General features: G+C 74.7%; 9 protein-coding genes and 1 pseudogene. 7 read left to right on the top strand and 3 right to left on the bottom strand.

Features of this window, described 5'->3' with window-relative positions; genetic code table 11:
* Nucleotides 1–737, bottom strand: a pseudogene (locus ABD52_RS38215) (hypothetical protein); the annotation flags it as partial.
* Between the two features lie 418 nt (nt 738–1,155).
* Here ABD52_RS38215 and ABD52_RS10710 point away from each other — a divergent pair.
* The 6 genes from ABD52_RS10710 (at nt 1,156) to ABD52_RS10685 (ending at nt 10,579) form a co-directional block, all read left to right on the top strand.
* Complete coding sequence (locus ABD52_RS10710) at nt 1,156–1,986, top strand: fibronectin type III domain-containing protein (RefSeq protein ID WP_278091359.1); 831 nt, start codon at nt 1,156–1,158, stop codon at nt 1,984–1,986.
* A gap of 206 nt (nt 1,987–2,192) precedes the next feature.
* Nucleotides 2,193–4,757: a fibronectin type III domain-containing protein gene (locus ABD52_RS10705; protein ID WP_200905179.1), complete on the top strand. Its 2,565-nt coding sequence runs from the start codon at nt 2,193–2,195 to the stop codon at nt 4,755–4,757.
* Between the two features lie 24 nt (nt 4,758–4,781).
* The gene (locus ABD52_RS10700) at nt 4,782–5,777 is read left to right on the top strand and encodes a MoxR family ATPase (protein ID WP_047891697.1); all 996 of its coding nucleotides are present in this window, start codon (nt 4,782–4,784) and stop codon (nt 5,775–5,777) included.
* A 2-nt stretch (nt 5,778–5,779) separates the two neighbouring features.
* Nucleotides 5,780–6,934, top strand: coding sequence for a DUF58 domain-containing protein (locus ABD52_RS10695; RefSeq protein ID WP_047891696.1), 1,155 nt, complete (start codon nt 5,780–5,782; stop codon nt 6,932–6,934).
* Nucleotides 6,928–9,213, top strand: a complete 2,286-nt coding sequence (locus ABD52_RS10690; RefSeq protein ID WP_053065352.1) for a transglutaminase domain-containing protein — start codon at nt 6,928–6,930, stop codon at nt 9,211–9,213. Before ABD52_RS10695 ends, ABD52_RS10690 begins: the two co-directional genes overlap by 7 nt.
* A gap of 91 nt (nt 9,214–9,304) precedes the next feature.
* Entirely contained in the window at nt 9,305–10,579 is a 1,275-nt protein-coding gene (locus ABD52_RS10685) for an MFS transporter (protein ID WP_047891694.1), read from the top strand.
* 15 nt (nt 10,580–10,594) lie between these two features.
* Here ABD52_RS10685 and ABD52_RS10680 read toward each other — a convergent pair whose 3' ends face one another.
* Together ABD52_RS10680 and ABD52_RS10675 are read right to left on the bottom strand one after the other, a co-directional pair.
* Entirely contained in the window at nt 10,595–11,401 is an 807-nt protein-coding gene (locus tag ABD52_RS10680; RefSeq protein ID WP_047891693.1) for an SDR family oxidoreductase, read from the bottom strand.
* 1 nt (nt 11,402) lies between these two features.
* Nucleotides 11,403–12,377: an LLM class F420-dependent oxidoreductase gene (locus ABD52_RS10675; protein ID WP_047891692.1), complete on the bottom strand. Its 975-nt coding sequence runs from the start codon at nt 12,375–12,377 to the stop codon at nt 11,403–11,405.
* A 144-nt stretch (nt 12,378–12,521) separates the two neighbouring features.
* On the opposite strand from ABD52_RS10675, the gene ABD52_RS10670 reads away from it, so the two are divergent.
* Nucleotides 12,522–13,733: a low temperature requirement protein A gene (locus tag ABD52_RS10670; RefSeq protein ID WP_047891691.1), complete on the top strand. Its 1,212-nt coding sequence runs from the start codon at nt 12,522–12,524 to the stop codon at nt 13,731–13,733.
* The last annotated feature ends 20 nt before the right edge of the window (nt 13,734–13,753 follow it).

The raw sequence follows: 13,753 nt of genomic DNA, 5'->3' as shown, positions 1-13,753 counted from the left end.
GTGACGCCCCGACCGGCACCGGCCCAACGGGCGACACCGACGACCGAGGCCGTCCCCGCTCCCCCACGCGCCGATACGAGCCGAGCCGCCGATATGGATCGGACTGCCGATACGGACTCGGCCGATACCGAAACGAGCAGAGCCAGCGCCACTACTGTGCCGCCCGTCCCCGGTGGACCGGGCTGGGACAAGCCGACGATCCAGGTGCAGCAGATCGGCCCGCTGCTGGAAGAGGAGGCGGAACGCAACGCCGCAAAGGCAGCACGCGACGCTTCGGCGAACCCCGCAGCGACCGCTTCCGCCGACGAACCCCCTGTCAGCGCACCACCGGCCAGCAAATCCCCTGCTAACACGCCCTCGGCCAGCTCAACCGGGATGATCGCGCCCGCAGCGAGCGCGCCACCGCTGAGCACGTCCCCGGTCAGCGGACCGCCGGTGAGCCCGTCGGATACGAGTGGAGGCGGCTCGGGTGGTGCACCGGTCACCGACGCCGCCGCGAGCGTGAAGCAGCCGGGCGCCCCCTCCGTAGGCGCGTCGGGCACCCTCGGCACGCCCGACGCCGGTGCGCCTCCGGCAGGCCGAGCACCGCTGCCCGCCGCACCCCACATCAGCCCACCGCCCACCAGCGCCGTGCCCGTCAGTGCCGCACCCGTCAACCCAGCACCCGTCAGCGCACCGCCGGTCAGCGCACCGCCCGTCGGATCACCCTCGACGTCGCCGGTCAGCGCGCCGCCCACGCACCCGGTCAGTGGCCCTCCCGGACAGCCGGTCAGCGGACCGGCCGGCTACCCGGTCAGCGGGGTTCCGGTAAGCGGCTACCCGCCAGCAGTAAGCGGCCCGCCCGCCGCGCCGGTCAGCGCCGCACCGGCAGTGGGCTACCCGCCACCGGCCGGCGGACCCGCACCGGCCTATCCGCCGCCGATCAGCGCACCACCCGTACCCGGCTACCCGACGCCGGCAGGCGGACCACCCGTGCCACCCGTCAGCGGCCCTCCGGGCCCGCCGATCAGCGGGCCACCCGCACCCAGCTACCCGTCGCTGACCGGCGCACCACCCGCACCACCCGTCAGCGGCCCTCCGGGCCCGCCGATCAGCGGACCGCCCGGACCCGGCTACCCACCGCCGGTCAGCGCGCCGCCCGCCGGACACCCACCGGTGAGCGCTCCCCCCGGCACCTATCCACCGCCGGTCAGCGGACCACCCGCGGCACCGGTCAGCGCGGCACCCGTCAGCGGTTCCTCCGTACCGCCGTGGGGCATGGTCGCGCCGCCGTGGAGCAGCGCAGCCCCGTCCCAGCCGGTCGACCGGCCCACCGGCCCGGAGCCGGAGGATGACGAGCCGGCGCCCGCCGACGCCGCAGGCGAACCGGAGCCGGACGCGCCGGAGCCGAACCGGCCGATGACGATCTACGAGGACCTGCTGGACTTCCCCGAGTCCACCCGACCGGAGCCGCCGGCCCAGCCGGATCAGGGCGCGTGGCCGGCGGCCCCGCCGATGTTCCACCAGCCGCCGGCTGCGTACCCCGAGACGGAGGAACCGGAGCCCGGCCGCAACCGGACGGTGCTGGCCCTTGTGGTCGGGGGTGCGGTGCTCGCGGTGGTCGCTGCGGTCGGCGTCGGCGTGGTGTTGCTGAACCGGGAGGCGGCGCCGCCTCCCGCTCCCGTGCCCGCGTCCGGCGCCGCGTCGCCGAAGGTGGCCGGGCCGCCGCCGGGGGACCTGAAGCTGCGCGACGACACCACCACAGTGACGGTGACCTGGACCGACCCGACGAACGGCGGGGTGCCGTTCGTGGTGGCGGGTGGCCGGGCCGGGCAGAAGCTAGGGGTGATGGCAACTGTGGACGCCGGACAGACCCGGTACACGGTGAACGGGCTGAGCGCGAAGCTGGACTACTGCTTCACGGTACTGGCTGTCTACTCGACCGACTCGTATGCCACCTCGGGTCAGGTCTGCACGGACCGGAAGGGCGGCGGCACGCCGAACTGAGCGTCCACGGACGACACGCTCGGTGTCCACAGGAGGACGGTGCGGGTTTCACCGGCTCCGGACGGCACCTATGATGGCTCCCGGCTCTGGGGAGGGTCGGCCGTGCTCGGCGTCTCTCCCCCACCGACACGGGGAGGCAGCCGGCAGTGACCACCATCGAGGACGTCACGGGCACCGGGCCGGAGCAGGCTCGTCCACGGTCACGGATGCGGGGCGGCCTGGTCACCATCGGCACGGTGGCCGCGCTGCTGGCCGCGATGGGTTTGACGGTGCTCGGGCTGGGCGCGGCCGACAACGCGGTGGCGAGCTTCGACGCGTCCTCGTGGCTGTGGAGCACCACCCGCAGTGAGCTGGCCCGGGTCAACGGCGTCACCGCGCGGGTGGACACCCGGATGGAGGTGCCGGGTGGGCGGCGGCACCAGATGCAGGTGGCGCAGACCGACCGGCTGCTGATCCTGCGCGACCTCAACACCGGCCGGGTCAGCTCGCTGGACCTGGCGACGTTGCAGATCACCGCGACGACGCCGACCGCGCCGGGGTTCGGGGTGAGCGTGGCGCTGCACGAGGATTCCGCGTTCGTGGTGGACGCGGTGCAGGGCATCGTCCGGCAGCTCGACCCGCGGGCGCTGACGCCTGTGGGTGAGCCGGTGCGTTACCCGCCGGGCATCACCGGTGGCACGTTCGACGGTGCCGGCAAGCTGTGGGTCGCGGTGCCGAGCGAGGGCACCGTCTCGGCGGTGACCGCCGCCGAGCTGCCGGAGACGCCGGGTGACGCACCGTCCGCGGGGCTCAGCCCGAAGCGGGTCGAGACGTACGACGTGGCCGAGCCGGCGCACGAGCTGGTGGTGTCCACGCTGGACGAGGGCGTCGCGGTGCTGGACCGCACCTCGGCGTCGCTGGTCACTGTGGTCGGCGGTCAGACCCAGCGGGCGGAGCTGAGCATGACCGCGCCGGGGAACCTGCCGACGCGTACCAGCGGGCCGCAGGTGCCGGTCACGGTCCCCGGTGACCGGTCGGTGCACGTGGTGCGGGACAGCCGCGAGGTGAAGCGGTTCACGGTGCCCGGCACCGGCGCGCGGCTGAGCCCGGCGGTGGCGTGGGCGGGCCGGTTCTACTGCGCCGACGAGACCACCGGCACGGTGTACGCCTTCGACGCCGAGGGTCAGCTCGTGCAGACCGTCAAGGGCTCCGGCCGGCCCGGCCCGGTCGAGCTGGAGGTGCGCGAGAACCACCTGTTCATCAACCCGCCGGACTCGTCCACCGCGCAGGTGGTCGACGACCGCAACCAGGTGCGTGAGGTCGACAAGTACGCCAACGACGTGCTGGGCGGCGATCCGCCGCCGGTGGCTCCGCCGCCGCCCCCGCCGAAGAAGCCGAAGGTGTCCAAGCCGGGTGCGCCGAAGTCGGTGACGGCCGCCGCCGGTGACGCGTCGGCGCGGGTGAGCTGGCAGGCCGCCGCGTCGAACGGCGCCGAGATCACCCGGTACGTGGTGGAGGGCGCCGGTCAGACCCACCAGGTCGGCGCGAACCAGCGCGCGCTGGAGGTCACCGGTCTGACCAACGGTGAGACGTACACGTTCTCGGTGCACGCGGTGAACGCCAAGGGTGAGGGGCCGCCGCGGCGCAGCAACCCGGTGGTGCCGACCGCCGAGGTGCCGGACCCGCCGGCGTCGGTGACCGCCGAGGCGCGGCCGGACGGCACGGTGCGGGTGAGCTGGCCCGAGGCCGACGGCCAGGGCAACACGATCGCGAAGTACGCGGTGACGGCGACCTCGGCGGGTGCGAGCGCCCCGGCCGGCGAGTCGGCGAAGACGGAGCTGGTGGTGCCGGCCGGGCAACTGGAGTACGGCACCCAGTACGCGTTCACGGTGACCGCGGTGAGCGACAAGGGCGCCGGGTCGAAGGCGTCTCCGGTGAGCAACACGGTGGTGCCGTTCACCGTGCCGAAGGCACCGACCGAGCTGCGGGCGTCGACTGTCGCCGACCAGCCGGGCACGATCGCGGTGCAGTGGTCCCCGGCGGTGGACAACGGCCGGCCGGTGACGAAGTACGTGGTGGAGGCGGCCGGGAAGTCGGTCGAGGTGACCGACGTGCAGGCCACCGTGGGCGGCCTGGGCAACGGCCAGAATGTGACGGTGAAGGTCAAGGCCGTGAACGAGGCGGGGCCGGGACCGGAGGCGAGCACCACCGCGCGGACGGTGGCCGAGCCCCGGATCACGGTGACCGGCTCGTCGGCGGACGCCACGTCGGTGACTGTGACATTCACTGTGGACGCGGGCGGTGGCCGCGCCTCCTGCACGGCGGCGACCGGCGGGAAGTCAGCGAGCGGAAGCTGTTCCAGCCTGCGGGTGACCGGGCTGACGCCGGGTACCGCGTACACGGTGACGCTGACCGCATCAAACGCCGCCGGTAAGGGCACCGCTTCGCGCGCGCAGACCACCGACCCGGTGTACGGCGTCGCCACCTGCAAGAACGGTCCGGACGGCGACCAGCGGACGTACTGCGACAAGGACGTGCCGGGCCGCAACGGCAACGAGATCTTCGAGGTCCCGCGGCAGGACAACGACCGTCAGGCCGGCTGGGTGCCGGACGGCCGGCGGCTGCGCACGTACTGCAAGGTGAAGGGCGAGGACGTGGACGCCTGGATCTACAACAACAACAAGCAGAGCACCTGGTGGGTCCAGGTGGAGTACAAGGGCAAGACGTACATCCCGTGGGCCTGGCTCAACCTGGAGGGCGGCGACGACCTCAACGTGCTGCCCGCCTGCTGACCGCACCGTCCGAGAGGCGCATCCGTGAACACGCACGAACCGCTGAGCCAGCCGGAGGTGCAGGGCTTCGCCGCCCTGGCCGCCCGGCTGGCCGACAACGTCAACGCGGTCGTGCTGGGTAAGCCGCAGGTGGTGCGGCTCGCGCTGACCGCGCTGTTCGCGCAGGGGCACGTGCTGCTGGAGGACGTGCCGGGCGTGGGCAAGACCACGTTGGCCCGTGCCGTCGCGGCGACGGTGAAGGGGCAGTGGCGGCGGATCCAGTTCACGCCGGACCTGCTCCCCTCCGACGTGTCGGGGGTGACCATCTTCAACCAGGCCAGCCGGGGCTTCGAGTTCCACCCGGGGCCGGTGTTCGCCAACATCGTGATCGCCGACGAGATCAACAGGGCGTCGCCGAAGACGCAGTCGGCGCTGCTGGAGGTCATGGAGGAGCGGACCGTCACGGTGGACGGCGTACGGCATCCGGTGCCGCAGCCGTTCCTGGTGGTGGCCACGCAGAACCCGGTGGAGATGGACGGCACGTACCGGCTGCCCGAGGCCCAGCTCGACCGGTTCCTGGTGAAGCTGTCGGTCGGCTACCCGGACGAGGCGGTCGAGGTGGAGGTGCTGCGCGGCGCCACGGTCCGCTCCCCCGACTCGCTGACCGCCGTCACCGACACCGACACAGTGGGCGAGATGGTGAAGATGGCCCGGCGGGTGCACATCGCCGAGCCGCTCTACGCGTACGCGGTGCGGCTGGCCGCGGCGACGCGTACCCATCCGCAGGTGCGGGTCGGGGTGAGCCCGCGCGGGGTGATCGCGCTGACCCGGGCGGCGTGCGCGTACGCGCTCATCGACGGCCGGGGCTGGATCATGCCGGAGGACCTGAAGGCGCTCGTCGAGCCGGTGTTCGCGCACCGGCTGCTGCTCACCCCGGACGCGCAGGTGCGGGGTGTCACGCCCGCCGAGGTGCTGCGGCAGGCGGTCGCGTCGGTGCCGGTGCCGCTGCCGTCGGGCCAGGCCACAGCGGTGCACGGCTGAGCGTGGGGATCACCGCCCGTGGCATCGGGCTGCTCGTCGCCGCCCTGGTGCTGCTCGGCGTGGGGTTCCGCTACGCGTACCCGGAGCTGACGGTGCTCGGCGCGGCGGCCGCGGTGGCGGTCGGCTACGCCGTGGTGAACGCGGCCTGGCGGCCCCGGCTGAGCGTTCAGCGGCGGGCCGACCCGGACCGGGTGGCCCGGGGTGAGCCGGCGGCGATGGAGCTGACGGTGCGCAACACCGGCCGGTTGCGGGCGGCGAACCTGGTGGCCGAGGACCGCTGCGCCGGGGCGCTGGTGCCGGTGCCGCTGCTGCGGTTGCGTCCGGGCCGGGACACTGTGGTGCGCTACGACGTGCCGACGCATCGCCGTGGGGTGGTGCCGGTGGGTCCGCTGCGGGTGGTGCGCCGGGATCCGCTGGGCCTGGTGGCGTTGGCGCGCGGCTACGGCGGCACCGTGCCGGTGTGGGTGCACCCACGCATCCATCCGCTCTCCGCGGTGCCCACCGGTGCGGGGCGCAGCCTGGACGGGCGTACCGACAGCGTGCCGCACGGGTCGATCACGTTCGACTCGTTGCGGGAGTACGTGGTGGGCGACGAGTTGCGCCGCGTGCACTGGCGTACCAGCGCCCGGGTGGGTGAGCTGATGGTGCGGGAGAACGTGGACACCAGCCTGCCGCGCCTGGTGGTGGTGCTGGACAACCGTGCGTCCGCGCACCCGGACCGCGCGGGCGGTGTCGCGGAGTCGTTCGAGTCGGCGTGCGAGGCGGCGGCGTCGGTGGTGGCCGCAGCGGTGCGGGAGGACCTGCCGGTGCACCTGCTGCTCGTCGTACCGACCGAGGTGGAGCCCGCCGGGGCGGCCGGGCCGCTGGACCGGCTCGCCGCGGTGGAGCTGGCGGACGCCGGACCGGACGTGCTGCCCGCCGCGACCGGGCGGCTGCGCCGGGACCGGCTCGGCGACACGCTCGTCTTCCTGACCGGGCCGGGTGGCCGCGACGACCTGGGGCACGTCGGCGCGCTGCGCGGCGCGTACCCGTCGGTGGTGGTCGGGATGTTCGGCGCGGACGGGCCGACGGCGGCCGGCGCGGCGGGCCTCACGGTCCTGGACGCCGCGGACGGCGCGGCGTTCGCCGCCGAGTGGGACGGGGTCCGCCGGTGGTGACGCCGCCGCGGACGCAGGCGGCGGAGCGGGCGGTCTGGGCGTTGCGGACCGTGCTGGTGCCGGTCGCGCTGATCGTGCTGGTCGCGCTCTCCGGCGTGGTGCTGGGCCGGGTGTACGCGGACCCGCTGCTGACCCGGCTCATGGCCGGTGCGGCCGTCGGGTCGGTGCTGGTCAGCGTGGCCTCGCGGCGGCTGCCGTCCTGGCTGGTGGCGCCGCTGTCGGTGGCCGCGCTGACCGGGTGGACGCTGCTGTCGCTGCGGCTGGCCGCCGCGCACGCGGCGCTGCCGGGCGGGCTCGGCGAGGTGGCCGCCGACGCCGCCCGCAACGCGATCCCCCGGCTGCTCACCGCGATGATCCCGGTCGAGCCGGCGCCGGACACGGTGCTGGTCCCGGTGGTCGCGGCGTGGCTGGCCGGGCTGACCGCCGCCGAGGTGGCGCTGCGGGCCGGGCGGGTGCTGCTGGGTTACCTGCCGCCGGCGCTGCTCTACGCCGGCGCGCTCTACGTGGTGGGGCCGAACGCGGATCCGGCGATCGGCCCGACGGTGCTGTTCGCGGCGGTCGCGGCGGCCGGCCTGGCGACGCCCGCGCGCCGCGACGGCCCGGCACCCGATCCGGTCGCCGGCCTCACTCCTGCGGTACGCGCGGCGGTGCGGCTGCGGCTGGTGGCGGCGAGCGCGGCCGGGCTGGCAGTGGTGGTGGCGCTGGCGGCGCTGCTCGCCCCGGTGGTGGCCGCCCAGGTCGACGAGCGGCCGGTCGACCCGCGCCGCTACGTGGAGCCGCCCCGGGTGGAGTCGCTGGACGAGAACCCGCTGATCCGGATCTCCGGGTGGGCGCTGAACCCGGACCAGCGGCTGCTCGACGTGCGCACGGTCGCGGGCGCGGGTGACGGCGGGTCGCCGCGGATCCGGCTGGCGGTGCTCAGCGACTACGACGGGGTGACCTGGCGGGTCGGCGCCACGTACCGCAACGCGGGGCGGATCCTGCCCGCCGCCGAGCCGGCCCCGGACGCGGCCACCGACGAGGTGCGCCAGGAGATCACCGTCGGCGACCTGACCGGGCGGCTGCTGCCGGCGGTGCCCACGCCGCGCGAGGTGACGGGCGCGCGGGTGGCGTACGACCCGGCGACCGGGACGCTGATCCGCCCGGAGGGGCTCGCGCCGGGGCTGCGGTACGAGGTGTCGTCGGTGCGGGAGCGCCCGGACGCGAACCTGCTGCCCACGGCGAACGTGCCCGCAGGGGACGAGGTGGCCCGGGTGCTGCGGGTGCCGGACGGGGCGCCGGAGCCGGTGCGCCGGCTCGCCACCCAGCTCGCCGAGTCGAACGGCGCCCCGTACGCGCGCGCCGACGCGATCGCCACGTTCCTGGCCGAGCACTACCGGGTGACAGCCGACGCGCCGAGCGGGCACGCGTACCCGAACCTGGCGTTCTTCCTGTTCGGACCGCGTAACGGCGGCGGGCAGCGGGGCACCTCGGAGCAGTTCGCCGCCGCGTTCGCGGTGCTCGGCCGCCTCGCCGGGCTGCCCACCCGGGTGGTGGTCGGGTTCGAGCCCAAGGGCGACGGTCCGGTGCGGGCCGCCGACGCGTACGCCTGGCCGGAGGTGCTGTTCGACGGTGTCGGCTGGGTGCCGTTCGACCCGATGCCCCGTCCGGATGAGGAGCCCCGCCCGGTGGAGGAGGACTTCCGGCCGCAGCCGGAGGACCCGCCACCGTCGGAGGTGCCGGCGCCCACCGAGGAGCCGAGCGTCACGCCCCCGGCCGCCGCGCCCGCGCCCGGCCGGAACGAGGGCGGACTCGGGACGCCGGTGCTGGTCGGTGGCGGCGTCGGCGGGCTGGCGTTGCTGGTCGGCGCGGTGCTGGCCGCCCTGTACGCGGCGCGCCGCCGGTTGACCCGCTCCCGTCTGGACGCCGCCGACCCGGGCGAGCGGGTCGCGGGCGCGTGGCGGGAGCTGACCGACGCGCTGCGCCTGGCCGGGCACCCGGCGGGGCCGGACCTGGCGGCGGCGGAGGTGGCCGAGCGGGCCCGCCGCACGCTCGCCGAGGCGCGCGCGGCGCGGCTCGGAGAGGGCGCGGCGAGCGGCGACCCGGATGGCGCGGTGGTGGACGAGCTGGCCGGTCTGCTCAACCAGGCGGGCTTCGCGCCGGGCAGCGTCACGCCGGAACAGGCGGAGCGGGCCGCACGGCTGAGCGCCGGCTTCGCCGACGCGCTGCGTTCGGCCCGGTCGCGGTGGCGACAGGTGCTGTGGGCGGTCCATCCGGGGCCGCTCCGGTGGCGACGCTGATCAACAGCCGTAACCGGATCGCCGGGCCGGTACCTCTACGAGCCGTCCTGAGTGGGGCACCGGCGGCCGGCTTACGGAAGTAGGGTGAGCGGTGATCTGGATCAGGAACCGGCGTTTTCGTCTGCTCTGGACCAGTACGCTCTTGTCCAACCTGGGCAATTGGCTGATGATCGTCGCGGTACCGGTCCACGTCTACACGATGACCGGGTCGACGCTCAGCAGCGGTTTCGCCTTCGTCGCGCAGACCCTGCCCGCGATCGTCTTCGCGCCCCTGGCCGGGGTGCTGGCCGACCAGTGGGACCGGCGCGCGGTGATGGTCGGCGCGGACCTGCTGCGCATGGCCGTCGTGCTCGCGCTGGTCGTGGTCGACGATCCGGGCATGCTGTGGCTGCTCTACACGGTGATGTTCTTCGAGAGCGCGATCGGGCACGTCTTCCAGCCCGCGGCCCGGGCGGTGGTGCCCGCCATCGTCGGCCGGGGCGGTGACCTGGAGGCGGCAAACTCCTGGAACACGGTGGCGAGCGGCGTCGTCCGCCTCGCCGGCGCGCCCCTGGGCGGCGCGCTCTACGCCCTCGTGGGTTTCGACGCTCTGGTGCTGATCGACTCCGCGACGTACCTGGTCTCGGCCGTACTGATCTTCGGAATGGGCCGGCTGCGGGTGGCCGACGACGGACACCGGCCGGGCACGTCGTCCTGGCTGGCCGCTTTCCGGGGGCAGATCCGGGAGGGTCTTGCCTTCCTCTTCGGGCATCCCGTCCTCCGCACGACGCTCGGCGTCTCCAGCATCTTCCTGATGGCGAACGCCGCTCTGAACGTGCTTCTCGTGCCGTACGTCATCAGCGTCCTCGGCGGCGACGCCGGCGATGTCGGCGTGCTCATGGCCGCGCTGGGCGGCGGCTTCCTGGCCAGCGCGTACGTCGGCAACGTGCTGTCCCGAAGCGGTCTCCTCCGGCTGTCGTTCACCGGCTGCCTGGCGGCGATCACCCTCTGCTTCGCGGGGCTCTTCCTCATCCACCACTTCGCCGCCGCGCTGGTCTTCATCGCCCTGGCCGGCCTGCCCGGTGGCGCGTTGCTGATGCTGGTCCAGGTTCAGGTCCAGCGCCACACCCCGGACCGCCAGCTCGGCCGGGTCGGATCCGCCTTCTCCGCCGCCGAGATGGCCGCGACCGTCGTGGGTGCCTCGGCGGGCAGCATCGCCGGGCAGCAGTTGCCCCTCATCACCACGGTCTGGCTCGTGATCGGCGTACTGGCGGCCGGCGCAGCAGTCGCCGCCCTCCTGCTACCCACCCGGTCCGGACCGCCGGCGGCGGAGCCGGCGGTGACGGCAACTCCGCCGGCGACAGCCGGAACCGGTGGCGACGGCTGAATCGCCGTCGATCCGTCACGACTGAGGGGAGTTCGCCCGCAGCTTCCGGACGAGCTTGCGCAGCCCGGCCTGCCAGCCGTCCGGGTCCTCGGCGCGGCGCCGCGCGTAGTCGGCCACCTCGGGGTGCGGCAGGATCAGGAACCGCTCCTCGGCCAGCCCGGCCACGACCACGTCGGCGACCTGGTCCGGCGTGAGGATCGCCCCGGACGCGGCGATCACCCGGGCGCCCAGGTGTCCCTCGGCGAGGCCGTCGGCGAGCATCGGGGTGTCCACGCCCTGCGGGCACAGCGCGCTGACCCGGATGCCGGCGTCCCGGTAGGTGATCGCCAGCCACTCGGCGAGACCCACGGCGGCGTGCTTGGTGGCGGTGTACGGGGCGTCGCCGACGGCGGTCAGCAGTCCGGCCGCCGAGCAGGTGAGCAGCAGGTGTCCCTGGCCCCGGCTGAGCATCCCGGGCAGCACGGCGCGGGCACTGTGCAGGTGCCCGAGCACGTTCACCTTCCAGGCCCGGTCCCAGTCCGCGTCGGGCGCGTCGATGCCGCCGCCGGTGGCGACGCCCGCGTTGGCGCAGAACAGGTCGATCCGGCCGTGGCGGCGCTCGGTCTCCTCGACGAGCGCGCGTACCGCCGCCTCGTCGGTGACGTCGAGCCCGACGCCGCTGGCCACCGGGCCGATCGCGTCGGCTGCGGCGCGGGCCGCGTCGGCGGCCAGGTCGGCCAGGACGATCGCGGCGGCGCCCTCGGCGGCGAACCGTCGGCCCAGCGCCGCCCCGATCCCACCGGCCCCGCCGGTGATCACCACCACCCGGTCGGTCAGGTTCATCTCAGGCCGCCTTTCCGGGGGCGAGCCGGGGCAGCAGGTCCATCCAGGCCGCCGCGCCGCCCTCGGTGATCTCGGGCGTGGGCAGCACCGCGATGACCGGTACGTCGACACCGTTGTCGGCGTAGCGGCGGACGGCCGCCACGCACTGCTCGGGCGAGCCGTGCAGCACCAGCGCGTCGACCACCTCGTCCGGCACGGAGGCGGAGGCGCCCCGCCGGTCCCCCGCGGCCCACGCCTCCCACATCGGGCCGAGCGAGTCCTGGCGGCCCAGCCACCTGTGGAAGGCGGCGTACGCGGGCACCGTGAGGTAGCCGGTGATCATGCGGCGGCCCAGCGCGCGGGCGTACGCGGTGTCCTCGGTGGGGCAGACGAAGATGCGGGCGGCGACGTCGAAGCCGGGCCGCCGCTCGCCCACCTCGGCCAGCGCGGTCGGCACGTCGTCGGCGGCCAGCCAGTTGAGGATCACCCCGTCGGCCTCGGCGGCGGCCAGGCGCAGCATGCCGGGGCGCAGCGCGGCCAGCAGGACCGGCGGCGGCACGCTGGGCGGGCGCTCGAGCGTGAACCGCCGGACGGCGAACGTGTCGAACGCGCCGTCGACTGTCTCGCCGCGCAACGCGGCCCGCAGGAAGCGCAGCACGTCCCGGGTCCGCTTGAACGGCTCGTCGAATCCGATCGCGTTCCAGTCCCGCACCAGCACCGGCGACGAGGCGCCGACGCCGAGCGCGAAGCGGCCCGGCGCGGCCTCGGCCAGCGCGGCGGCGCTCATCGCGAGCAGTCCCGGCCCCCGGGTGAACACCGGCGTGATCGCGGTGCCGAGGCGCAGCCGCGGCGACCAGGCGGCGGCCAGGGCCAGCGGGGTGAACGCGTCGGCGCCGGCCACCTCCGACGACCACACGTCGGTGAACCCGGCGTCGTCCAGGGCCGCGTAGACGGCGGCGTGGTCGGCGAGCGGGATACCGCCCAGCGGCACGGTCATGCCCCATCGGTTCGTCACCCGTCGATGGTGCCCGTCCGGCACCGCCGGGAGCAAGATCCAGGCGGATATGGGTGATCCGCACCGGAGCGCCGGGAAAGAGTGTTACGACTGCCGCATGAGTCGGACCGGGGACGGGGCCCGGCGGTGAGGACCGCCGAGCCGGCCGCGCTGCGCTCGTCCGGCGGCGGGCCCGACCGGGCCACGTTCCTGGAGCTGTTCTTCGACCTGGTGTACGTGTTCGCGCTGACCCGGATCTCGGCGCGCGCTTTCGAGGACCTGGTGCTGGAGGGCGGGCAGACCGGCTGGTCGGCGGTGACCGGCGGCGGCAAGACGCTGCTGTTGCTGCTCGCGCTCTGGGCCGTGTGGCAGGGCACGGCGTGGACGACCAGCCGCTACGACCCGCACCACCTGTGGTTGCAGGTCATCGTGATCACCGCGTTGATCTCGGCGATGGTGATGGGGGTGGCGATCCCGCGCGCGTTCAGCCACAGCGGCCTGATCTTCGCCGCCGCGTACGTGGTGGCCCAGGTGAGCCGGCCGGCGATCCTCGTGCTGGTGCTGCACAAGCAGCAGTACCGGCGGCTCAAGCTGCGCATGCTGATCACGTTCTGCGCCACGGGTGTGCTCTGGCTGGCCGGCGCGCTGCTGCCGGGCAGCGCCCGGGTGGTGCTGTGGACCACGGCGCTGCTGCTGGAGTACCTCGCCGCCCGGTTCGGCTGGCCGCTGCCGGGCCTGGGCCGCTCGACGGTGTCCCGGTGGGACATCCACGGCGAGCACCTCGCCGAGCGCTACCAGCAGATCTTCCTGGTCGCGCTCGGCGAGACGATCCTGCTCGCCGGCCTGTCGTTCACCCGCTCCTCCACCAGCCCGGGCATGGTCGTCGCGTTCGCCGTCGCGCTGGCTACCTCGGTGCTGCTGTGGCGGATCTACGTGCAGCGGGCCGGGCAGATCCTCGGCGAGGCGGTGACCCGGGCCGCGCACCCGGCCACCATCGGGCGGTCCGCCGCCGACACCCACCTGGTCATGGTGATCGGGGTGGTCGCCACCGCGATCGGCTACGAACTGGTCATCGAGCACCCGGCCGGGCACAACGAGCTGCCCTGGATGGCCGTGGTCCTCGGCGGGCCGGCCGTGTTCCTGGCCGGCCGGGCCCGCTTCGAGTACGAGGTGTTCGGCCGCGTCTCCCCGTCGAGGCTGGTGGGGATCGCCGCGCTGCTGCTGCCCGTACCGCTGCTGGTGCGCCTCGCGCCGCTGGTCGCGGCGATCCTCGCCGCGGTGATCCTGACGGCGGTGGCGGTGGCCGACGCGCGCCGCGCCTGGGGCCGCCCGCCGGAGGAGGCGGCGACGCCGTTCTGAGCGGCGACGCCGGTGCGGCA

The organism is Micromonospora sp. RV43 (assembly GCF_001029515.1).
Lineage (GTDB): Bacteria > Actinomycetota > Actinomycetes > Mycobacteriales > Micromonosporaceae > Micromonospora > Micromonospora aurantiaca.
This window is presented reverse-complemented; position numbering and strand designations above follow the sequence as displayed.

What these genes read in the sequence shown, in the direction of transcription:
- ABD52_RS10680 (WP_047891693.1), bottom strand. Translation starts at nt 11,401, where the DNA reads ATGAACCTGACCGACCGGGTGGTGGTGATCACCGGCGGGGCCGGTGGG.
- ABD52_RS10675 (WP_047891692.1), bottom strand. Translation starts at nt 12,377, where the DNA reads ATGACCGTGCCGCTGGGCGGTATCCCGCTCGCCGACCACGCCGCCGTC.
- ABD52_RS10705 (WP_200905179.1), top strand. Translation starts at nt 2,193, where the DNA reads ATGCGGGGCGGCCTGGTCACCATCGGCACGGTGGCCGCGCTGCTGGCC.